General features: G+C 69.1%; 22 protein-coding genes and 2 tRNA genes. 18 read left to right on the top strand and 6 right to left on the bottom strand.

What is annotated here, in order from left to right; all coding sequences use genetic code 11:
* Window positions 1–4: 4 nt before the first annotated feature.
* The gene (locus tag Q1A87_RS00325; RefSeq protein WP_299645883.1) at window positions 5–508 is read right to left on the bottom strand and encodes a hypothetical protein; all 504 of its coding nucleotides are present in this window, start codon (window positions 506–508) and stop codon (window positions 5–7) included.
* A 182-nt stretch (window positions 509–690) separates the two neighbouring features.
* Between Q1A87_RS00325 and Q1A87_RS00320 the strand changes: the two genes are divergently transcribed.
* Window positions 691–1101 (top strand): DUF983 domain-containing protein, encoded by a 411-nt coding sequence (locus tag Q1A87_RS00320; RefSeq protein ID WP_299645881.1) that lies wholly within the window; start codon window positions 691–693, stop codon window positions 1099–1101.
* Window positions 1098–1754, top strand: coding sequence for an NUDIX hydrolase (locus Q1A87_RS00315; RefSeq protein WP_299645879.1), 657 nt, complete (start codon window positions 1098–1100; stop codon window positions 1752–1754). The genes Q1A87_RS00320 and Q1A87_RS00315 overlap by 4 nt, the downstream gene beginning before the upstream one ends.
* Here the strand turns inward: Q1A87_RS00315 and Q1A87_RS00310 are convergent.
* Window positions 1735–2625 (bottom strand): DMT family transporter, encoded by an 891-nt coding sequence (locus Q1A87_RS00310; protein WP_299645877.1) that lies wholly within the window; start codon window positions 2623–2625, stop codon window positions 1735–1737. The genes Q1A87_RS00315 and Q1A87_RS00310 overlap by 20 nt on opposite strands.
* Before the next feature lie 141 nt (window positions 2626–2766).
* Between Q1A87_RS00310 and Q1A87_RS00305 the strand changes: the two genes are divergently transcribed.
* Together Q1A87_RS00305 and Q1A87_RS00300 are read left to right on the top strand one after the other, a co-directional pair.
* On the top strand, window positions 2767–5058 hold the full coding sequence (locus tag Q1A87_RS00305; RefSeq protein ID WP_299645875.1) for an NADP-dependent malic enzyme: 2292 nt from the start codon (window positions 2767–2769) through the stop codon (window positions 5056–5058).
* A gap of 119 nt (window positions 5059–5177) precedes the next feature.
* A complete protein-coding gene (locus Q1A87_RS00300; protein WP_299645873.1) occupies window positions 5178–5915 on the top strand; it encodes a hypothetical protein in 738 nt (245 codons plus the stop codon).
* Window positions 5916–5936: 21 nt separating this feature from the next.
* On the opposite strand, the gene Q1A87_RS00295 is transcribed toward Q1A87_RS00300, so the two are convergent.
* Together Q1A87_RS00295 and Q1A87_RS00290 are read right to left on the bottom strand one after the other, a co-directional pair.
* Window positions 5937–6152 (bottom strand): DUF2945 domain-containing protein, encoded by a 216-nt coding sequence (locus Q1A87_RS00295; RefSeq protein ID WP_299645871.1) that lies wholly within the window; start codon window positions 6150–6152, stop codon window positions 5937–5939.
* A gap of 134 nt (window positions 6153–6286) precedes the next feature.
* The gene (locus tag Q1A87_RS00290) at window positions 6287–6502 is read right to left on the bottom strand and encodes a hypothetical protein (protein ID WP_299645869.1); all 216 of its coding nucleotides are present in this window, start codon (window positions 6500–6502) and stop codon (window positions 6287–6289) included.
* A 77-nt stretch (window positions 6503–6579) separates the two neighbouring features.
* Between Q1A87_RS00290 and Q1A87_RS00285 the strand changes: the two genes are divergently transcribed.
* Complete coding sequence (locus Q1A87_RS00285; RefSeq protein ID WP_299645867.1) at window positions 6580–6864, top strand: DUF2312 domain-containing protein; 285 nt, start codon at window positions 6580–6582, stop codon at window positions 6862–6864.
* A gap of 6 nt (window positions 6865–6870) precedes the next feature.
* Here Q1A87_RS00285 and Q1A87_RS00280 read toward each other — a convergent pair whose 3' ends face one another.
* Window positions 6871–7737 carry a hypothetical protein gene (locus Q1A87_RS00280; RefSeq protein WP_299645865.1) on the bottom strand — a complete coding sequence of 289 codons (867 nt, stop codon included), beginning with the start codon at window positions 7735–7737 and terminating at the stop codon, window positions 6871–6873.
* An 85-nt stretch (window positions 7738–7822) separates the two neighbouring features.
* Between Q1A87_RS00280 and Q1A87_RS00275 the strand changes: the two genes are divergently transcribed.
* The 13 genes from Q1A87_RS00275 to Q1A87_RS00215 all read left to right on the top strand — a co-directional run bounded on the left by Q1A87_RS00275 (window position 7823) and on the right by Q1A87_RS00215 (window position 20903).
* Window positions 7823–9487, top strand: a complete 1665-nt coding sequence (locus Q1A87_RS00275; protein ID WP_299645863.1) for an iron ABC transporter permease — start codon at window positions 7823–7825, stop codon at window positions 9485–9487.
* A gap of 10 nt (window positions 9488–9497) precedes the next feature.
* A tRNA-Thr gene (locus Q1A87_RS00270) sits at window positions 9498–9570 on the top strand.
* Window positions 9571–10491: 921 nt separating this feature from the next.
* Entirely contained in the window at window positions 10492–11928 is a 1437-nt protein-coding gene (locus tag Q1A87_RS00265; protein ID WP_299645861.1) for a hypothetical protein, read from the top strand.
* A 66-nt stretch (window positions 11929–11994) separates the two neighbouring features.
* The gene (locus Q1A87_RS00260) at window positions 11995–12477 is read left to right on the top strand and encodes an OmpA family protein (RefSeq protein WP_299645859.1); all 483 of its coding nucleotides are present in this window, start codon (window positions 11995–11997) and stop codon (window positions 12475–12477) included.
* Window positions 12474–13586, top strand: a complete 1113-nt coding sequence (locus Q1A87_RS00255) for a tetratricopeptide repeat protein (protein ID WP_299645857.1) — start codon at window positions 12474–12476, stop codon at window positions 13584–13586. Before Q1A87_RS00260 ends, Q1A87_RS00255 begins: the two co-directional genes overlap by 4 nt.
* 56 nt (window positions 13587–13642) lie before the next feature.
* Window positions 13643–14038 carry a DUF4112 domain-containing protein gene (locus tag Q1A87_RS00250; protein ID WP_363322934.1) on the top strand — a complete coding sequence of 132 codons (396 nt, stop codon included), beginning with the start codon at window positions 13643–13645 and terminating at the stop codon, window positions 14036–14038.
* The gene (locus tag Q1A87_RS00245) at window positions 14035–15021 is read left to right on the top strand and encodes a YihY/virulence factor BrkB family protein (protein ID WP_299645855.1); all 987 of its coding nucleotides are present in this window, start codon (window positions 14035–14037) and stop codon (window positions 15019–15021) included. The genes Q1A87_RS00250 and Q1A87_RS00245 overlap by 4 nt, the downstream gene beginning before the upstream one ends.
* Window positions 15005–16165: an AI-2E family transporter gene (locus tag Q1A87_RS00240; protein ID WP_299645853.1), complete on the top strand. Its 1161-nt coding sequence runs from the start codon at window positions 15005–15007 to the stop codon at window positions 16163–16165. Before Q1A87_RS00245 ends, Q1A87_RS00240 begins: the two co-directional genes overlap by 17 nt.
* A gap of 117 nt (window positions 16166–16282) precedes the next feature.
* Complete coding sequence (locus Q1A87_RS00235; protein ID WP_299645851.1) at window positions 16283–17239, top strand: tripartite tricarboxylate transporter substrate-binding protein; 957 nt, start codon at window positions 16283–16285, stop codon at window positions 17237–17239.
* Window positions 17240–17309: 70 nt separating this feature from the next.
* Window positions 17310–17759, top strand: a complete 450-nt coding sequence (locus Q1A87_RS00230; RefSeq protein WP_299645849.1) for a tripartite tricarboxylate transporter TctB family protein — start codon at window positions 17310–17312, stop codon at window positions 17757–17759.
* 1 nt (window position 17760) lies between these two features.
* Window positions 17761–19281, top strand: a complete 1521-nt coding sequence (locus tag Q1A87_RS00225) for a tripartite tricarboxylate transporter permease (protein ID WP_299645847.1) — start codon at window positions 17761–17763, stop codon at window positions 19279–19281.
* Window positions 19262–20611 (top strand): acyclic terpene utilization AtuA family protein, encoded by a 1350-nt coding sequence (locus Q1A87_RS00220; RefSeq protein ID WP_299645845.1) that lies wholly within the window; start codon window positions 19262–19264, stop codon window positions 20609–20611. Before Q1A87_RS00225 ends, Q1A87_RS00220 begins: the two co-directional genes overlap by 20 nt.
* On the top strand, window positions 20604–20903 hold the full coding sequence (locus Q1A87_RS00215; protein WP_299645843.1) for a DUF4387 family protein: 300 nt from the start codon (window positions 20604–20606) through the stop codon (window positions 20901–20903). The genes Q1A87_RS00220 and Q1A87_RS00215 overlap by 8 nt, the downstream gene beginning before the upstream one ends.
* A gap of 798 nt (window positions 20904–21701) precedes the next feature.
* Here the strand turns inward: Q1A87_RS00215 and Q1A87_RS00210 are convergent.
* Window positions 21702–21785, bottom strand: a tRNA-Tyr gene (locus Q1A87_RS00210).
* Between the last annotated feature and the right edge of the window lie 18 nt (window positions 21786–21803).

The following is a 21803-nucleotide window of genomic DNA, read 5'->3' as shown; positions in this document are numbered from 1 at the left end:
CGCCTCAATGATGTCCACGCGCCGGGCCACGATGTCCACGCTCGGGCCCGCCATGCGGCCCGCGAAGGCCGGCCTCGTCCCATTCCTCGGCGCTCAGGCCGCCGTCGTCGTTCGCGTCGGCCCGGTCGAAGACCGTACCCATCCGGTCCGGGCGCAGCCCGACCCGGGCGATGAGTTCGGCGCCGTCGAGCTGCCCGTCTTCGTTCGCGTCGAGTTCGGCAAACATGCGATCGACCATCGCGGTTCGGCGCGTCCCTTCGCTCGCGAGCAGCTCGTCGCGCGCGATCTGCCCGTCGCCATTGGTGTCCACCTCGGCGATCCGCGCGGCACGGACCTCGCTACGGAACGTGTCGAGCTCGGCCTGCGTGACGGTACCGTCGCCATCGGCGTCGATCTCCGAGAATTCGGGTCGGTCGGGAGCGCCTGCGGGGCCCTGTGCCTCTGCAGCGAGGCTCGACAGGCACAGCCCGGCCGCGACGGCGAGGGCCAGAGGGGCAATCTTCTTCATGTCGTCTCCAGTTCGTTTCCGCCGGCCTCGTTTCTCCGAACCAGCATGCCCCTTCCACGCGGGTCGCCGGCCGTTCCGTCGCGCCCGACGGCGAAAAAAACGAATGTCACGGCGGCCGCACGATTCTGCGCCTTTTCTGTCGTGTGCCATCGACCTAGCTATGGAGTTGACGGAGGACCGCAATGACCGATGCCCGCATGGAACCCGACACGGACCGCCAGATGTCGCAGGCCGTCTGGCGCGGCTGGCGTCGCCGCTGCCCGAATTGCGGCGAGGGCGGGATGTTCGCGGGCTACCTCAAGGTGCGCGACACGTGTCCGCATTGCGGCGAGTCGCTGCACCACCATCGCGCCGATGACGGCCCGCCCTACCTGACGCTCCTGATCGTGGGGCATATCGTCGGGCCGGGGATGCTGTGGTACTTCGTTGCGTTCGAACCCGATCCGTTCACCTTCATGGCGATCTTCATGGGCGCCTCGATCGTCCTGTCGCTATGGTTCCTGCCGCGGCTCAAGGGCGTAATCGTCGGCGTGCAATGGGCCGCACGGATGCACGGCTTCGGCCACGGCGACCCGCCCAGCGACGTGTCGTGAGCGAGGCGCCCATCCGCGACGCGGCGACCGTCGTCCTGCTTCGCCGGATGGAATCGGGGCCGGCCGTCCTCATGGGGCAGCGCGGGGCGCGGGCGGTGTTCATGCCGTCGAAATACGTCTTTCCCGGTGGCGCGGTGGAGCCGGCCGACGCGGGAACGGTCTTCGCGCGACCCCTTTCGGCCGAGACTCACGCCGCGCTCCGCGACCGGTCGGACGCGCCGCCCGAGGCGCTGGCCGCCGCCGCCATTCGCGAGCTCGTGGAGGAGACGGGGCAGGTGTTGGGACAGCCGGGGACAGGGTGCGACTGGCCCGGCTTCGACGGCCATGCGCCGGACGCCGCGCCGCTGCGCTACATGTTCCGCGCGATCACCCCGCCGGGGCGGCCACGCCGCTTCGACGCGCGGTTCTTCCTCGTCGATGCCGACGCGCTCGCCACCGATCTCGACGACCATTCCCGCGCCGAGGACGAGCTCGCCCAACTGCAATGGGTGCCGCTGAGTCAGGCGCGCGCGCTCGACGTGCCCTTCGTCACCGAGATCGTGCTGGCCGAGGTCGCGGCCATCGCGGCGGGGCGCACGAGCGCGGGCGTGCCGTTCTTGGATAATTCCGGCGAGACCTCGCACTTCCGTCGTATCACGCCTGCAGCAGGATGAGCGCGACGACGCTGACGCTGACCAGCACGATGGCGAGGAGCTCGCGCCGGGAGAATTTCTCGCCCAGCACCAGCCAGGAGATCGCGAGCGACAGGATCAGCTCCACCTGTCCGACCGCGTTCACGTAGGCGGCCGTCTGGAGCGTATAGGCCGTGAACCAGCCCAGCGAGCCCAGCATCGAGGTGGCCCCGACCAGCGACGTCGTCCGCCAGCGCCGGAACACGGCGGTGAATCCCGCCCGGTCGCGCCAGAGGAGCCACCCTCCCAGCAGGACCGTCTGCACGAGCGTCACGAGGCAGAGCGTCACCGCCGCCCGCAAGATCGCGACGTCGGTCGCGACCAGCAGCGACGCGCCCCGGTAGCCCACCGCCGAGATCGAAAAGAACGCGCCCGAGGCAAGGCCCAGGGCAGAGGCGCGGTTGAGGATCTGCCAACCCCCGTCCGCCGGGACCGAGAGGACGAGGACGCCCAGGAGGCCCACCGACATCGCCGCGAGGTCCGCGAGCGTCACCGTTTCCCCCAGGACGAGGAAGCCCGTCGCCACCGTCATCAGCACCGTAACCTTCGAGAAGGCGATCCCGACGGCGAAGTTGCGCCGTGCGAACAGGGCGACGACGCACATGGTCGCGAGGATCTGCGCGACCCCGCCCGATACCGCATAGAGCCAGAAGCCCGGCCGGATCGCGGGCAGCGCGCCGCCGAGGCCCACCCACAGCGCCAGCCCGAGCGCCACCGCGGCCGGCGCGTAGACGAAGCGCGCGAAGGTCGAGGCCGCGGGCGACAGGCCTCCGACCGACAGCCGCTTCTGCAGCAGGAACCGCAGCGCCTGGACGGACGCGGCGAGGAGCGTGGCAGCGACCCAGAGCGACATGCGCTTCCTCTGGCACGCGCGCCGCGGCCCGCGCCAGCCCCGATCGCGGGGGCCCCGGGGCGGCGGGCGCAATCCTCTCTGGCCGGCTCTTCGGCTTCGGTGCTAGGCAGGTGTCAAAGCCCGGCAAGGGGAGGGGGACCGATGAACGAACGCGACACGGACGAGCACCACGCGGCGCAGCGGCAGGCCGCGCTCGACTACCACCGGTTCCCGAAGCCCGGAAAGCTGGAGATCCGCGCGACCAAGCCGCTCGCCAACGGTCGAGACCTTTCGCGCGCCTATTCGCCCGGCGTGGCCGAGGCCTGCATCGCGATCCAGTCGAACCCGGACGACGCCGCCGACTATACCGCCCGCGGCAACCTCGTGGCCGTCGTCACCAACGGCACCGCGGTTCTGGGCCTCGGCAATATCGGCGCGCTGGCCTCGAAGCCGGTGATGGAGGGCAAGGCGGTCCTCTTCAAGAAGTTCGCCGGCATCGACTGCTTCGACATCGAGCTCAAGGAGACCGACCCCGAGCGGCTGGCCGACATCGTCTGCGCGCTCGAGCCGACCTTCGGCGCGATCAATCTCGAGGACATCCGCGCGCCCGATTGCTTCGTCGTCGAAAAGCTCTGCCGCGAGCGGATGAACATCCCCGTCTTCCACGACGACCAGCACGGCACCGCCATCGTCGTCTGCGCCGCCGCGCTGAACGCGTTGCGCCTGACCGAGCGGCGGTGGGAAGACATCAAGGTCGTCTCGACCGGGGGCGGGGCGGCGGGCATCGCCTGCCTCAACATGCTGCTGACGCTCGGCGTGCAGAGGGAGAACGTCTACCTCCTCGACCTGCACGGCCTCGTCCACGAAGGCCGGGACGTGGACATGACTCCCCACAAGGCCGCCTTCGCACAGCCCGGGCCGATGCGTGCGCTGGGCGACGTGATCGAGGATGCGGACCTGTTCCTCGGCCTGTCCGGGCCGAACATACTGACGGCGGCGATGGTGGCGAAGATGGCGCCGCGCCCGATCATCTTCGCGCTGGCCAATCCCGACCCCGAGATCGCCTACGACGTCGCCAAGGCCGCCGCCCCCGATGCGCTGATTGCGACGGGGCGGAGCGACTACCCGAACCAGGTCAACAACGTCCTGTGCTTTCCCTTCATCTTCCGCGGCGCGCTCGACGTGGGCGCGACCGAGATCAACGAGGCGATGAAGATCGGCTGCGTCGAGGGGATCGCCGCGCTCGCCCGCGCCACGACCTCCGCCGAGACCGCCGCCGCCTATCAGGGCGAGCAGCTCACCTTCGGCACCGATTATCTGATCCCCAAGCCGTTCGATCCGCGCCTGATGGGCGTGGTCGCCGCCGCCGTCGCGGAGGCCGCGATGGAATCCGGCGTGGCGCGCCGGCCGATCGAGGATCTGGCGGCCTACAAGGCCAATCTCGACGCGTCGGTCTTCAAGTCCTCGATGATCATGCGACCGGTCTTCGCCGCGGCCGCCGACGCGCAGCGCCGCATCGTCTTCGCCGAGGGCGAGGACGAGCGCGTGCTCCGCACCGCGCAGGCCATGACCGAGGAAATGACCGACATCCCGATCCTGATCGGGCGTCCGGACGTCATCGCCTCCCGGATCGCGCGGGCGGGCCTGACCCTCGACCCGGAAACGAGCCTCGAGATCGTCAATCCCGAGAACGATCCGCGCTACCGCGATTACTGGGAGACCTATCACGCCCTGATGGCCCGGCGCGGCGTGGCGCCTGACATCGCGCGGGCGATCATGCGCACGAACACCACCGCGATCGGCGCGGTCATGGTCGCGCGCGGCGAGGCCGACAGCCTGATCTGCGGGACGTTCGGGCAGTTCCTGTGGCACCTGCGCTACGTGACCGAGGTCCTGGGGCAGGGCGACCTGCACCCGGTGGGCGCCATGTCGCTGATGATCCTCGAGGACGGGCCGCTCTACATTGCCGACACCCATGTCCACGCACGTCCCACGCCCGCGCAGGTGGCCGAGACGGTCGTGGCCTGCGCCCGCCACGTCCGCCGCTTCGGGATCGAACCGCGGGTGGCGCTCTGCTCGGCCTCGCAGTTCGGCAATCTCGATTCCGACAGCGGTCGGACGATGCGCGCCGCGCTGGCGCTGCTCGACGAGATGCATCTCGACTTCCAGTACGAGGGCGAGATGAACGCCGACGCCGCGCTCGACGCCGAGCTGCGGGCGCGGTTCCTGCCGAAGGGGCGGATGGAGGGACCGGCCAACGTCCTCGTCTTCGCCTCCACCGACGCGGCCGGGGCCACGCGCAACATCCTGAAGGCCCGCGCGAGCGGACTGGAGGTCGGGCCGTTGCTGATGGGGATGGGCAACAAGGCGCACATCGTGACCCCCTCGATCACCACGCGGGGTCTCCTGAACGTGAGCGCGCTGGCCGGGACGCCGGTGGATCATTACGGCTAGGGCGGATCACGTCCCAAGGGTGGCGCGTGGGCGATAGGTCACGGCTGTCCCCTTCGCGACCTACCGGCTTGACGCGCTGCGGCAATCTCTGAGACAGGGCCGCCGCAACGATCGGGACCATGCGCTTCATGCGCCGTGCCGGTCCGCCTGCCAGCCCGATCCGGAAGGTCGTTCCCACCATGATCCACCGGCATATGTCCGCCGTGACCGAAGCCGTCTTCTGCCTTGTCGTCTGCCTCGTCCTCGCCGGGGCCGTCATCGCGACCGACCTCGCGATCCTCGCCGAGGACGAGACGCTGACGCGCGAGGGCGGCGGCATCGAGGCGCTCTCGATGCTGGGCTATCTCGCCGCCATCGTGCTCTATCTCATCAAGCGTCCGAGGCCGTTCTGGCCGATCCCGGTGACGCTCCTGTTCATGGCGGCCCGCGAGTTCGACGCCGACAAGCGGTTCACCAGCGAAGGCATCCTGAGCACCAAGATCCTGTTTCACGACACCCCGGTCTGGGAGAAGTCGATCGCGCTGACCGTATGGGCCTTGCTGGCCCTCACGCTGGTCGTCCTGATCCGTCGTCGAGGGCCTGTCCTGCTCGCTGCGCTGAGGCGCGGCGCGCCCTGGTCGCTGGCCTTTACGACGGGGTTCCTGCTCGCCGGGTTCAGCAAGCTGATCGACGGACTGGCACGGAAGCTCGCGCCCTGGGGGATCGTCGTGCCGGACGATGTCAACCGGAATGCGGGCACGCTGGAGGAATGCCTCGAATTGCTGATCCCGGTCGCGTTCATGGTCGCGATCCTCCTGTGCGGCCTGCCGTCCGGTAAGAGGACGCCGCCGGACATGCCGCGCACGATGCGCGACTGACCGGGCGTGCGGACGTCTCCCTCAGGCTTTCTCCACTTCGGAGGCCAGCTTCAGGACGCCGTCGCCGTCCTCCTGTTCGATATAGAGAGCCGGGTCGTCCTTGGAGCCATTCCGCGTGACCTCGCTGCCCTGCAACTTGCGAGTGACCTTCTTCTCGTAGGTCTTCTGCACCTTGCCCGTCGCGGAGCCGTTGCCCCACGACCATTTCACCTTGTCGCCTTCCTTGTAGCTGGCCATCGCCGGCCTCCTTTGCCGTGTCGTCGCTGATCGAACCGCAATCTGCGAGACGAGGTTCCGGACGGACCCGGGACACGGGGTCGCGGCGACGGCGGCCCATCAGGATTGCGCACCGGAGTGGAGGCACGGCTGCCTCAGCCGAGGATCACCCCGGTCACTACCAGCATCAGCCCGATCGCGGACACAGCGAGCGCGCCGAGGTTGAGCGCGACGAGTCGCCGGAGCCGCGCCTCCATCGCCGGCCCTTCGAGCCCCGCGCGGCGGGCGCGGAGCGCGACCAGGATGCACCAGGCGAGGGCCGCCAGGCCCGCCAGCGTCAGCCCCGCGCCGATCCAGATCAAAGCCGCCATCCCTGCATCCTCCTGCGTTGCATCGCGCCCCGCCCGGCGCTACCGAAGGCGCTCGATACGGGCAAGAGGAGCAGAGCATGGCCGAACCCCAACGCGTCGACGCGCAGGATAGCGGGCCCGCCGACACGTACCGCGTCACCGCCGACGAGCTGCGCCAGTTCATCGAGCGGGTCGAACGGCTGGAGCAGGAGAAGAAGGACATCGCCGAGCAGGTCAAGGAGGTCATGGCCGAGGCCAAGGGGCGCGGCTACGACACCAAGGTCATGCGCAAGGTGATCGCGCTGCGGCGGCGCGAGCCCGACGACATCGCCGAGGAGGAGGCGGTGCTGGAGATGTACCGCGAAGCGCTTGGCATGACCTGACGCGCGTCAGGGCGCGAGGAACGTCACGTCGTCCCGCGCCCTGATCCGCGCCACGTCGGCTTCGTAGAGATCCGACAGGCCGGCGATCATCTCCTCCGACCAGTCCGGCTGCGCGATCTCGGGTTCGATCTGCGCGGCGTCGGCGTGACGCACCAGGAAGGCCGAGGCCGCCTTGCGCCAGGTCGAGCGGTCGGGGGCCGGGTTCTCCTGGATGTAGGCCTCGAACCGCCGGACTCCCTCCGCGCTCATCACCTGCCGCAGGATCGCGTCCTCCCCCGAGAGCGGGATGTCGGCGCCGATGACGGCGTGCAGCACGTCGGGCCAGATCAACGGCAGATCCTCGTTGCACCAGACCGTCAGCGCCGCATCCGAGCAGGCCGCGCGGATGGCGTCGACGACTGCCGACCACCGCAGCCGAGGCAGGTCCACGCCGTCGAGGAACGCGCCGAAATCGTCGGCCGAGGACGCTTCGAATAGCGCGGGCACGTGCGTTGCCGGGTTGCGGATGGCGAGGAAGAACGCGACCCGGTCGCGCGGGAAGACGTCCTGCAGCAATGCGGCGCGTCGGCCCGCCTCCGGGTAAAGGTCGGGACCGTCGAGCGCGGTGGCATAGGTCGCGAGGAACCCCTCGAAGCTCAGCACCAGGCGCCGGGCGCGCTCGCCGTCGAGCAGGCTGTCGCGCAACGGCTCCGCGTTGGGCGGAAAGGCATCGTCGGGGCGGGCGGCGAGGACCCGCCGGATCGCCGGGCGGACACGATTGCCGGGGGGCACGACGATGCCGCGCCTGGTCAGAGCATCGGCATTCTGCATCAGGGTCCGCAGGATCAGGTCCTCGTCCGTGCAATGCGCGCCGAGGTGGATGGCGATGTCCAAGAAAGGCCCTCTCGCTGGTCGTCGCATCCGAGCCTAACGGCGCCCCGCTGGACAGGCAAACGCCGATCCTCTAGCGCCTCGTCCCATGTCCGACCAAAACGCTCCGAGCGGCCCGACGGCGCTGCGCCTGCACCTGCCGGATCTCTGGTCGGCCGGCGCGCTCGCCATCGCCGCGCTCGTCCTCGTGCCGATCGCCGCGGTGTTCTGGCTGGCGGCGAACCCGACCGAGAATGTCTGGCCGCATCTGATGGCGACGGTGCTACCGCGCTACCTGTCGACCACGCTCGTCCTGATGGCCGGGGTCGGCGTGCTGACCGCGGCGGTCGGGACCGGGGCGGCCTGGCTCGTGGCGATGCACGAGTTCCCGGGTCGCAGGTTGCTCGCCTCCGCGCTGCTGATGCCGCTTGCCATCCCGGCCTATGTCGGAGCCTACGCGCTCGTCGACTTCCTCGATTATGCCGGCCCGGTTCAGACGGCGTTGCGCGCGACCTTCGGCTGGTCCAGCGCGGCGGATTACGCGTTCCCCGACATCCGCTCGCTGCCGTCCGCCGTGCTCGTCCTGTCCCTGTCGCTCTACCCCTACGTCTACCTCCTCGCCCGCGCCGCCTTCTCCGAGCAGTCTGGCGCGGGGTTCGAGGTCGCCGGCGCGCTCGGCGCGGGGGCGTGGCGGCGGTTCTGGCGGGTGGGCCTGCCGCTCGCGCGGCCCGCCATCGCGGCGGGCGTCGCGGTCGCGATGATGGAGACGGTGAACGATTTCGGCACGGTGGACTTCTTCGGCGTGCAGACGTTGACGACCGGCATCTTCTCGACTTGGCTTTCGGGCGGGAATGCGGGCGGGGCGGCGCAGATCGCCTGCGTCGTCCTCGTCCTCATCGCTGCGCTCGTCTGGATCGAGCGACAATCCCGCCGCCGCCGCCGCTTCTGGCAGGCGGCGCGCGCACAGCGGCCCGTAACCCGGCGGCGCCTCGAAGGCGGTGCGGCCTGGGGCGCGACGTTCGCCTGCCTCGTGCCGGTGCTGGGCGGCTTCGTCTTTCCGGCCTCGGTGATGGGCTGGCACGCCATCGTGGCGGCCGATGGCTGGCTCGCGCCCGGCTTGGCCCGCGCGATCGTCAACACGCTGACGGTGGCGGGGGCGGCGGCCGTGCTGACGGTCGGGCTGGCGCTCTTCATGACCTACGGCGTGCGGATGGCGGGCCGGACGCTGCCGCGCCTGCTGCTGCCGATCACGACGGTGGGCTACGCCGCGCCGGGGGCGGTGCTGGGGCTAGGCGTCCTGATCCCGATGGCGGCGCTCGACAACCGGGTGGCGGATGCGGTGCTGGCGCTGACCGGGCACGATCCCGGGCTGATCCTGACCGGCTCCTGGGCCGCGCTGGCCTTCGCCTATGTCGTCCGCTTCTTCGCGATCGGGCAGGGGGCGGCGGATGCGGCGCTGGGGCGGATCCCGCCTTCCCTGCCGATGGCGGCACGCGCGCTCGGACGCGGGCCAGGGGGCGTGCTGACGGCGGTGCACTTGCCGCTCATGCGCGGCTCGGTCGCGATGGCGCTGCTTCTCGTCTTCGTCGACGGGATGAAGGAGTTGCCGGCGACGCTGCTGCTGCGGCCCTTCGGCTTCGACACGCTGGCCACCCGCGTCCACGATCAGGCGAGCCTCGAGCGGCTTTCGCAGGCCGCGCCGGCCGCGCTCGTCATCACGGCGGTCGGACTGGTTGCGGTGCTCTTGCTCGCCCGGGCGGACGCGGCTAGATGAGGGCCGGCATGCCCCTATAGCTCAGCTGGTAGAGCAACTGATTTGTAATCAGTAGGTCCGCGGTTCGAGTCCGTGTGGGGGCACCGCGCTTCTTGTTTCGTGCTTGGATAGAGATGGCGCAGGCCGGCTCTCGGCGTACGAGACGGGACCACAGTGTGATTTGCCGGGCGGCGCTCCTATCTGCTAAGGTCCAGACAGGGGAACGCCATTCGATGACGCGCGACACGCACGATCCGCAGGACGCGGTTCCAGGCCCGCCAGAGACGGCCGGGCCGCGCGTCCTATCGTCGGAGCAGCCCGGCGAGGTAAAGGGCCGGACGCGGCCGGGCGGGAATTTCGAGCGTCGGTTGGCCGAGGCGCGGGCGAAGCGCGCCGAGCGAATCGAAAAGGCGCCAGTCGAGAAATCCCCCGCGGAATCGATTTCGGATATCAGCGTGATGCTGTCCGGGGGGGCGGCTTCGAGGGCCGAATCCGCGAACGACGGCACGCGAGTCCCTGCCTCGTCTGGTCCATCCGACAGCGCAGTGTCGAAGGGCGGGTCCCGGCCGTTGTCGGAACCCCCACCCGGCGAGAGATCGCGCGACGCCTGGATCCGCGGGTCCGGCCTTGTCGGACTGGCGCTTTGCGGTACGGCGGTGCTGGCGATCGGGGTCGGGCTGGATTGGGCTTCCGATGTGGTACCCCCGGACGTCACCCGCGGCGCGACCGGACCCGCGCCGATCGGCGTCGGCGTTGGGGCGTCTCGCGAGGCGATAGTTGCTTCGTCCTCCCCCTTGCGCTCGGGAACGCCTTCGCCGTCGGCGCAGCAGAGTACCGAGACGACCCCGGAGGCCCCGCCCGGCGCACCTGATACCCTGTCGAACCAGGATTTCGCGGGCGACCGGGTCGCCGACCCGCCTCGGCTCACGGGCGAAGCGCCCCAGTCGATCCCGCCGGAGGTCCTGGCGACCACGCCCATGCCGCCACGCGTCGAACGTGTCGTTCCCGGGAACGATGGGGCGGTAATGACGTCATGGGCCGATGTCGCGGTAGCGGAGCGTGCCGGTCCCGCGCACCCTGACGGAAGCCTCACCGTCGAGGTGCTGCCGACGACCGATCCCGCGGAATCGCCGATGCGGATTGCGGCGATCGCCGCGCGACAACCGCCCGATGCGTTGGCGACGGAGCCGGAAACATTGTCGACGGCAGCCGTCGCCGCGCCGGTGATGGGGCGCCCGGATGCGATCCGAACGGATCCGGTAAGCGAGACTTTCGACCCGCCACAGCCGGGGACACGCCCCGTCGCCGCGGCGATCGCCGCGATGGACGACGCCGGGGCGCTTCCGGCCGGGCCGTCCGGTCCCGTGGCGACGGACGCCGTTGCCGCGCCCAACAGGTTCGTGTCCCGCATGTGGCAGCCGCAGGCTGACGGCGCGCCGGAATCGGGGCTCGCCATCCGACCGACGCGACCTGTGATGCCGGACGGGTTCGCGATGCGGGCCTTGGCCGAGGACGCGGCACCGATCGAACTGGCGGCAATAGGGGCGTTCGATCCGGTGACGATCGCGTCCCGGCGCGGCGGATCCGGGCAGACGGCGCCCGCGGTGGACCTGCCCGCCCAACGGTCCGACATTGCCGGGGCGCCGCTGGCGCGCACAGACCTGCCGAACCGGGCCGCATATGAATTCGGGGTGCAGGACCTGCCGCGCATCCCCCTCCGGGTCACGTCTATCCGCAACGGGCTTGCTGGTGCTTCGGGCCGACCGGGCGCGGGGATCGCATCTGCCTCCGTGATCGACGCCTTGCCGGCCTTCCATCCCGCCCCGGACCCGCGACTGCGCGCGGATCTCGTCGTTGCCGCTCTCGGACCGGGACAGGTGGGCGAGAAGGCGGCGCGTCCCGGCGAGGCGGATGGTCCCCCCGATCCGGCCGCCCGCCCGGACCTCGTCGCGAACACGCCCCCGCAGGCCGAGCTGCCGATGCCCGCGCCCGCGGACGGCGTGACGGCTCATGGGCGCGGCGCGGCACTCTCGCGGTCAGTTCCGGATACGCAGGCGGGTCGTCCGTTGCGTGTCGCCGCGGCGAAGCCCGACTTCGCGACCCCGCCGAAACCGTCGCCGCTGACGGGTCCCGACAATCCCTTCACCTGCTTCGCTTGTGCGCTGCCGCCGCTGACCGGTCCGGTGCCCAGCGTGGCGCTGATCCTGGCGGACGGGGCGGGAGACGCGTCGGGCTATGCCGATGACCTGCGTTCCTACGGGTTCCGACAGATCGAGACGCGGCAGGCACGGTTGCCGGTCGCGCAGCCCCAGGTCCGGTACTTCCGCGAGGCGGATGCCGAGGTGGCCCGGGCCTTGGCGGAGCAGACCGGGGCCGAGCTCGTCGACCTGACGTGGTTCTCACCCGCGCCGGAAAGTGGCCTCATCGAGATCCTGCTGTCAAAGGCCGTCCTGCGGCATTGAAGCCGCCGAAAACTTTTCCACCGTTTCCACGTAGCTTTGTCGTAACTTCATTGAAAGGTTCATCCGATGAAACGAATTGCCAAACTCGTCCCCACCGCGACCCTCGCAATCTTCCTGCCGCTGGTCGCAGGCGCGCAGGACAGCGGAAGCGCCGCCGTCACGCCCGCCGAGACAGCGTCCGCCGCCTCTACGCAGGAGCGTGCGAGCGGACCCGCGGCTTCGGAATGGCTGCGCGTCTATTTCGAACTTGGCAGCGCGCGCATCGGGTCCGACCAGTCCGATGTGCTCGACATCGCGGCACGAACCTTCCGCGATGGCGACCCTTACGTGATGATCGTCTCGGGCGTCGCGGATACGGTCGGCTCCCCCGCCACCAACCTCTCGCTGTCGCTCGCCCGGGCGCAGGCGGTGGTCGACGCGCTCGCCGCGCGCGGCATCCCGGTCGAACGATTGCAGGTGCTCGGCCGCGGCAACAGCGAACTCGTGGTCGATACCGACGACGACGTACAGGAACCCGAGAACCGCGTCGTGGAGATCAGCTGGCGGTGACGCGGCGCGCCGGACCGGCTCTTCGCGCCTGTCTGTTCGCGTTCGCGCTCGGGCCGTCCGCGGCCTTCGCGCAGGACGGGGCTGCGGCGTTCGCGGCGAAGGATTATGCAGCCGCGGCGGAGTTCTGGCGGGCGGAGGCGGAGCAGGGTTCGGTTGATGCGATGCTGGGTCTTGCTCGGCTCGCCGATCGAGGGCTCGGGCAGGCGCGCGATCCGGCCGGGGCGTTCGCATGGTACCTGCGCGCGGCGGAGGCCGGGTCGGCCGAGGCGCAGTTCAACGTGGGCGTCCTGTACGACATCGGCACCGGAACCGCGCGCGATGCCGGGGCGGCGACGCTCTGGTACACGCGGGCTGCGTTGCGCGGCAATTTGCGGGCGCAGTACAATCTCGGACTGATCTATTCCTTCGGCGCGGCGGGTGCAAAGAGCGACGCGGTCGCCGCGGCCTGGTTCGCGCAGGGGGCCAACGACCTGCCCGCCGCGCGCGACAAGCTCGCCGAGCTGGCGCGGGAGGGGGCGCTAACCGGCGAGTTGAACGCCCCCGCGCTGCGGTTCTCCGATCTCGGCACGGAGGCTGTGGAACTCGTCTGGATCGACCGGGGCGGCGGTGCGTCCGAGTTCCTCGTCGAGGTGGTGGGCGTTCCGGGGCAGGGGGACGCCTTCGCCGAACCACGTCTCATGCGTCGCACGTCGCTGTCGGGTCTGCTCGAGCCGTGGGAGGCCCCCGCCGGACCACTCGTCGCGCGGGTCAGCGCGCTCGGTCCGGACGGGGAAAGCTACGCCGCCTCGAGCTGGACCGGCGACGTGCCGGGTCCGGACGGGCGTGCGACGTTGCATGTGGATGCCGGGGACGACCGCGCCGCCGGCTTCGCCGGTTTGGTGGCGGCCGACCTCGCGGCCGGCGGGATCTGGGTGCGGATCGAGCCAGACGGGGCCATCGCGGCCGACGACCGGTCGGGCGTGCGCTACGGCTACCGCGAGGATGCCGATCTCGCGCGGGCGGTGATCGGGCTCATCCCCGTCCTGACCGAGGCCGACGCCGTTTTCGCCCCCGAGGCGGGCCTGCTACCGGGCGAGATCGCCGTCCGGATCGCCGCGTCGCGGTCCTGACGTCACGTGGGGAACCCGGCACTCGTATCGAGCGTCTGATCAGAGGAGGTACATGCGTGACACCGGACATGACCGCACGGCTCGACCGTCTGGATCGCCTTGCCCGAAACATGGACAGCCGCTACCGGCTCCCCGGGACCGGTATACGTTTCGGTTGGGACTCGATCCTCGGAATCGTGCCGGGACTCGGGGATATCGCGGCGCTCGGTCCGGCGGGCTTCATCTGGCTGGAGGCGCACCGAATGGGCGTGCCGAACTCCGTCAAGGCGCGCATGGCGGCGAATATCGGCATCGACTGGGTCGTGGGATCTGTACCGCTCTTGGGCGACCTCCTCGATGTCGGGTTGAAGTCCAACCGTCGCAACGTCGCGTTGCTTCGTGAGCATTTCGCCTCGATCCAGGACGGCCCGGCCCCCGGCACCCGGACCGCGTCCCTGGTCGCGTGGCGATGATGCATTTCCAACGCAGCACCCGGGAGATCGCGCAGGCGGAGCCGAACCGTGGCCGTGACGCGTCGCGGCCTTCGGCAATTCCGACGAAAGGCTGGAAAGACATCTTCTTTCGCGTGGTCGGGCAGATCGGAAAGGACCATGTCGGGCTCGTCGCCGCCGGCATCGCCTTCTACGGCCTGCTCGCGATCTTTCCGGCCATCACCGCGCTAATGGCGATCGCCGGCCTGCTTTACCAGCCGCAGGAACTCGTGGGCGCGCTTGAGGGCATCTCGGCCGTGGTGCCGCCGGATGTGAGCCGGATCCTCCTCGATCAGGCGATGCAGGTGGCCGGCTCCCAGCAGAGCGGCCTGACGCTTGGCCTGACACTCGGCCTCGCGCTGGCGCTCTGGTCGGCCTCGATCGGGGCCGGCAGCATGATCGAGGGGCTCAACATGGCCTACGACGAGCGCGAGACGCGCGGCTACGTCATCCTGAAGCTCCGGACGATCGCGATGACCCTCATCATGATCGTTGCCGTGATCGTCGCGGCGCTGCTGATGATCGCGTTGCCGGTCGCGCTGTCCTTCCTGGCGATCGCGCCCTGGCTCGAGCGATTGATCCAGCTGGTTGCCTACATTCCGATGGCGCTGGTCTTCGTCGGCGGCGTCATCGCGTTCTACCGCTGGGGGCCGGATCGCAATCCCGCCAAGCTTCGCTGGCTTACGCCGGGCGCGGTGGTGGCGAGCGCGGTGTGGCTGATCGTGTCGATCGGGTTCTCGGTCTACGTGCAGAACTTCTCGAGCTACAACGAGACGTTCGGTTCGCTCGCCGGGGTGATCGTGATGCTGATGTGGATGTGGCTGTCGGCCTATGTCATCCTGCTGGGCGCGGAACTGAACTCCGAGATCGAGGCGCAGACCGCACGTGATTCCACGATTGGACAGCGCGAGCCGATGGGCGAGCGGAACGCGGTAAAGGCGGATGAGCTTGGCCCCGCGCGATGAACCGCAGGAAAAGTCGGTCGGGGCGAATACCATCGCGGCTCTTCCCCAGTTGCCTGCGGCCGACAAGCCGCGGCACCCGCTCGCGATTCCCGTCACGGGGATCTTCCTGCTCCTGCTGGTGCAGGCGCTGGTCTTCGCGTCCCCTTTCCTGATCCCCGTTACCAGCGCGGTGCTGGGCTATTTCATCCTGAACGCGCCCCGCCGGGGTCTCAGCAAGCTCGGCATCCCGGCGCCGCTCTCGGCGGGGATCTTCACCCTGACGATCGGAACGGCGCTGGTCCTGGGCGGCGTGATGCTGAGCGAACCGGTGACGGACTTCGTCGGCGACATACCGCGTCTGATCGACGAGATGGTCGGCATGGCCGCGGGGCCCGGCGGAATCTTCGAGTCGATCTCGGAAGCGGCGGAGGCGACGGAGCGCGCGCTCGAGGACGAAAGCGAGCGGCCGATGCGGGTGGAGGTCGTCGACAATTCCGGTATCGCCACCTCCGTCGCGACGATCGCGCCGGGATTGCTGAGCCAGGTCGTCTTCGCGATGTGCCTTCTCTTCTTTCTCGTGGCCTCCGGCGACCTGTTCATCCAGAAGGCCGTGCAGGTCGCGGACCGGTTCGAGGACAAGAAGAACACCGTCCGCACCGTGCACACGATCGAGAAACGGCTCGGGAATTACCTGGGCGCGATCACGCTGATCAATATCGGCCTCGGCCTGTGCATCGGCCTCGGCATGTGGTGGTGGGGCTTGCCTTCGCCCTGGCTCATCGGCCTGATGGCCACCGCGCTGAACTTCATTCCCTTCGTCGGCGCCGTGGTCGGCTCGGCGATTGCGGGGATCATCGGCTTCGTGACGTTCCAGGACCCCTGGCCGGCGCTCGGCGGCTTCGCGACATATTACGGGATGACCGCGCTCGAGGGGCAGCTCATCACGCCGGCGCTCGTCGGGCAGCGGCTGCGCCTGAACATCGTGATGGTGTTCCTGTCGGTCGCGTTCTTCGCGTGGATCTGGTCGGTGATGGGCATGGTCTTCGCGGTGCCGCTGCTGATCGTGGTGAAGGTCGTCTGCGACAGCATCCCCAAGTTCCGCAAGGTCGGCTTGTTCCTCGGCGACGCGGAGGGCTTTCAGCCGGGCGAAGCGCGCAACGACTGATCTCGCGTCAGACGCCGGTTTGCCGCGAAACCGGTTGCAGCACCGATCCCGTTCGCTAACCTGCGTGCAAGGGCGCCGCGGGAGGAGCGGGACCGTCCTGCAAACAGGGAGATAGGGATGACCGACACGTTTCGCGCGCTTCTGACGGGCGCGGCCATGTTCGCAGCCGGTTCGGCCGGCGCGGCCGAATGCATCGCGCCGGCCAATCCGGGCGGCGGCTGGGACTTCACCTGCCGGCAGATCGGCAAGATCATGTACGACATCGGCGAGGTCGACCAGCCCGTGCAGGTCACCAACACGGCCGGGGCCGGCGGCGGGCTGGCCTTCCAGACGGTCGTCAACGAGCGCAACGAGGACGAGGACCTGATCGTCGCGGCCTCGGTCGCCACCGTCACCCGGCTGGCGCAGAACGCCTATGGCGGCTCGACGGCAGATCAGGTGCGCTTCGTCGGCGCGATCGGCGCCGATCCGGGCGTGATCGTCGTGGCCGCCGACAGCCCGTTCGAGAGCCTGACCGACATGCTCGACGCGATGAAGGAAGACCCGTCCTCCGTCGCTTTCGCCGGCGGGTCCGCGGCAGGCGGGTTCGACCATCTCAAGGTGCTGCAACTTGCGCAGGCCTACGGGATCGAAGACCTGCGCTCGATCAAGTATATCGGCGTCGATGGCGGCGCCGACGCCATAACCCAGACCGTCGGCGGCTTCACGCAGGGCATGACCGGCGACATGTCCGAGATTGTCGGCTTCATCGAATCGGGCGAGGTCCGGCCGCTCGCCGTGCTGTCCGACGAGCGGGTCGAGGGCTTCGACATCCCGACCGCCATCGAGCAGGGGGTCGACATGACCGGCGTGAACTGGCGCGGGCTCTACGTACCGGGCGGCATCTCCGACGAGCGTTTCCAGGAATGGGCCGACAAGCTGCGGGCCGTGGCCGAGAGCGAGGAATGGCAGACGGCGATGACCAACAACGGTCTGGCCCCGTTCACGCGCGTCGGCGACGATTTCCAGTCCTTCGTGGACGAGAGCATCGAGAGCCAGGCCGAACTGTCCCGCGAGATCGGCCTGATCCAGTGACCGTCGGAGGAGACGCGGCCTGCAGCCTTCGGCCTGAGGAGCGGCCGACCGCCACCGGGAGTGCGGCCGGATGAATGTCTGGACGGGAAAGGGCGACCGCATCTTCGGGGCGGTCGTCATCCTCGGTTCCGTGGCTTATGGCGTCGCGGCTCTGAACCTGCAGGTCGGGTTCATGACGGACCCGGTCGGCGCGAAGACATTCCCGCTCATCGTGGCCGGTGTCTCGCTGATCTGCGGGCTGGTCATGGTCCTCAAGCCGGACCCTGACCCGGAAATTCCGGACGGGGCCACCTGGATGCGGCTCGCCATCGCGGTCGCGACGCTGGTCGCCTACGCCTATGCACTACGGCCGCTGGGTTTCCTCGTTCCAACGACGATCGCCGCCGCGATCCTGAGCTACCTGATCGAGCCACGTCCGCGCTACGCGGCACTGGCCGGACTCGGGCTCGCGGTCGGGCTCTTCGTCATCTTCCGCTTCGTCCTGGGCCTTGGCCTGCTCGCCTGGCCACGGGGATTCTGACATGGACATCCTGTCCAACCTCGCACTCGGTTTCTCGGTCGCGCTCTCGCCCTGGACGTTGTTCCTCGCGGTCATCGGCTGCTTCATCGGCACGATCGTCGGCGCGCTGCCGGGGCTCGGGCCGTCCAACGGCGTCGCGCTGCTGATCCCGATCACCTTCACGATGGGGCTCGACGCGACGGCGGCGCTCGTGCTGCTCACTTCGGTCTATTACGGCGCGATGTATGGTGGGCGGATCAGCTCGATCCTGCTCAACATCCCGGGTGACGAGCCGGCGATGATGACGACGCTCGACGGCTACCCGATGGCGCGGGCCGGCCGGGCGGGGGATGCGCTGGTCATTTCCGGGGTCGCGTCCTTCGTCGGTGCGCTCTTCGCGACGATCGCGTTGGCGCTCGTCGCGCCGATGCTCGCGCGGGTGGCCTATCTGTTCGGGCCGGCCGAGTACTTTGCGTTGTATCTCCTGGCCTTCTCGACGCTGGGCGGGATCGCCTCGAAGAACCAGGCCAAGGCCGCGCTCGCCTCCGCCATCGGACTCGGGATCGCGATGATCGGGCTCGACAACTCGTCCGGTTTCACGCGCTTCACGGGGGGCAACCTGCATCTGGCCGACGGGGTAGACTTCCTCGTGGCCATCGTCGGCCTCTTCGCCGTCTCCGAGGTCTTCGTCTTCATCGAGAGCCATGGCAAGGGCAGCGCCATCGGCGTGAAGCTCGACCGGGTGACGGTGCCGTGGCGGGAGATGTGGGGGACGCGCTGGACGATGCTGCGCTCCTCGGTGCTGGGCTTCGTCGCGGGCGTGCTGCCGGGCGCGGGCGCATCGCTCGGGTCCTTCCTGACCTACATGATGGAGAAATCCATCGCCGGGGCGAAGGGCGGCTTCGGCACCGGTGTCGCGAAAGGCGTGGCCGCACCGGAGGCCGGCAACAACGCCGCGGCGGGCGGGGCGCTCGTGCCGATGCTGACGCTGGGCGTGCCGGGTTCGGGGACGACGGCGGTGCTGCTCGCGGTGCTGATGACGCTCAACATCACGCCGGGCCCGACGCTCTTCGCGAACAACCCGGAGGTGGTCTGGGGCCTGATCGCTTCGCTCCTGATCGCGAACTTCGTGCTGCTGGCGATGAACGTGCCGATGGTGAAGGTCTTCGTGCGCGTCCTCTCGGTGCCGCCGCAACTGCTGTTGCCGGGCGTGATGATGGTGAGCTTCGTGGGGATCTACTCGCTCACGGGAAGCTATTTCGACCTGCTCCTGATGGTCGTGTTCGGCATCATGGGTTGGCTGTTCCGCAAGCTCGACATTCCGACAGTGCCGGTGATTCTCGGCATCCTCCTCGGCAACGCGATGGAGAACAACCTGCGTCGCGCGATGACGCTGTCGGACGGGGACGTGACCTTCCTCTTCTCGTCGGGCATCGCTATCGGTCTGTGGATCGCGGCGGTGCTGGGCTTCGTCGCGCCCCTGTTCCTGCGCCGCATCATCCGCCGCCCCGAGGTGCCCGACCATGCCAAGCCGGCCGACTAGAATCCTCGTCCCCGCCGGCGCGCTCGGCCTGGGTTGGGACGAGGCCGCGCTGGAGGCGGGGCTCGCCCGCGCGCCCGATCTGATCGCCATCGACGGCGGCTCGACCGATAGCGGGCCGGCCTATCTGGGCCGAGGCGTCAGCAAGTATTCCCGCGCGCAGACCAAGGCCGAATGGGCCGCGCTGATCGACGCGGGGGCGCGCGCAGGCTGTCCGCTCGTCGTCGGCACGGCGGGGACTTGCGGCGCGGGGACGGCGGTGGACTGGCTGCTGGAGATCACGCGGGAGGTGCTGGCGGAGACCGGCCGGCATGCGAAGATCGCCGTTCTCTACTGCGACCGCGACCCCGACGCGCTCGCCGCCGCCTGGGACCGCGTCGCGCCGCTGTCCGGTGCCCCGGAGGTGACGGTCGAGGACGTGGCGACCTGCACCAACATCGTCGCGCTCGCGGGCGTGGAGCAGGTGCAGGCCGCACTCGCCACCGGGGCGGACATCGTGATCTGCGGGCGCACGACCGACACGGCCATCCTCGCCGCGATGCCGATCGAACGGGGTTGTCACCCCGGCGCGGCGTGGCACGGGGCGAAGGTCGGGGAATGCGGCGCGCTCTGCTGCACGCATCCCGATACCGGCGTCATCGAGATCATGGTCGACGAGACCGGCTTCACCGTCACGCCGATGGCGGAGGTCTCCCGCGCCACGCCGCAGACCGTCGCGGCGCATCTGCTCTACGAGAACAGTGACCCGATCATCCTTTACGAACCCGGCGGTTTCCTCGACGTGACTCGCTCCAACTACAGCACCGAGGGCGACCGCGCCGTGCGGGTCGAGGGCAGCGAATGGGTCCCGGGCCCCTACGCGGTCAAGCTCGAGGGCGCACGGGTGGCGGGGCACGGGATCATGTCGCTCGTGCTGGTGCGCGACCCGCGCTACGTGGGCGCGATCGACGAATGGTGCGCCTCGCTCGAGGCCCGGGCGCGGCGCCGGATCTCGCAGCGGATGGGCGACGTGGCCTACGATCTCGAGTTGCGCCGCATCGGTCTCGACGCGACACTCGGCGCGCGTGAGCCGGACCGGGCCGTGCCGAACGAAGTCGGCGTGATGACACAGGTCGTTGCGCCCCAGGCGGAGGTGGCCCGCGAGGTCGCCAAGGTCGTCAATCCGCTGCTCCTGCACCACCCGCTGACCGAGGAGGAGCCGATGCCCACCTTCGCCTTCCCGTTCTCCCCGCCCGAAGTGGAGCTCGGCCCGCAATACGAGTTCGTCTTCCACCATGTGCTGTCGCTCGACGATCCGATGGACGGGTTCCGCATCGAGGTCATCGATGTCTGAGGCGCCGGTGGAACTGGGCCGGATCGCGCGCATCCGGTCGAAGAATGCGGGTCCGTTCTGGATGACGATCGACCTGTTCTGCACCGAGGAAAGCTATGGACGCGTGCAGGCGATCGCGACGGAGACCTATGCCGAACGGCTCGCCGCACCGGAGTTGCGGCGCTTCGACCTGCCGGACCTGCATGTCGTCAAGCTGAGCCTCCCGCGGCCGGAAGTTCAGGGAAGCCTCCGCGACCGGGACATGCACGGCGCGGCGATGGCGCAGGTCCTGACGGGGTTGCCCGTAGGCTGATCGTCGACCGCGGTCCGAGCCCCGACGTTCAAGAGACATGAGCGTCAAGCGCACGATGTGGGAGATGCGCTGCGGTCAGCGGTTCTTACCAACCCCGTCGCAGCGGCTGACGGGGATCGACGTTACAACTGCCTACAGACTTTACGGATAAGCGTCGGATTCACGATCTTACACCAGGCCCGGGGAGTAAGGGTCGGGCAATTACGGAACCATGCTCGACGAGCAGACAGATCGAATTTGCTTCGATGTCATCGACGACGTTCCCGGAGACATGGAGCACAACACGGGTCGTCTGGATCGGCCCTAATTAACCGTAGCGGATCGGATGGATGCGGCGGCGGCGGGTGGCGCACGCGGAACTCGTCGCCGATCTGCGGCCGCGGCCCGTCCTGTTTCGGGAAGATGTTTACAGGTTCGCTCGCAACATACGCGTCTCGCAGCGGCATGGCTTGTTGCGCGGGTCCAAAACTAGGGTCCGGACGGCGCATCTGGCGCATACAATGACCGGCATCCGGATCGTATGTAGTCGTCGGTGATAGATAAGTGGCTACCTGTTGTCTGAATTCCACCAGATCGCCTTCTCCGAGGTGTCGCGTAGGAACGCTTCTTGTCCGACCCGACGTCGCTGCGAATGACCGATGCGCAAGCGCTGTCGGAACGCCTCGAACACTTTCGGTCCGGCGCAGCACCGACGCGGGAGAGGCAGCGGCCCGGAGCGCCTGCGCGTCCGCTCCTCTGCCGTTCGGCTTTGCAGCGCGGCTAGAGAGCCTCATCGGCAGCGCGTTTGCGGTATGATGTTGGTGGGCGACCCTGGAATCGAACCAGGCGTGCGTCTCCGCGAGGGAGTTACAGTCCCCTGCCACACCTTGCGGCCTGTCGCCCAACGGTGGACCGGATAGC

Origin of the sequence: uncultured Jannaschia sp. (assembly GCF_947494055.1) — a bacterium.
Lineage (GTDB): Bacteria > Pseudomonadota > Alphaproteobacteria > Rhodobacterales > Rhodobacteraceae > Jannaschia.
Note: the sequence above shows the minus strand (reverse complement) of the source record. Positions and strands in the feature narration are given on the sequence as shown.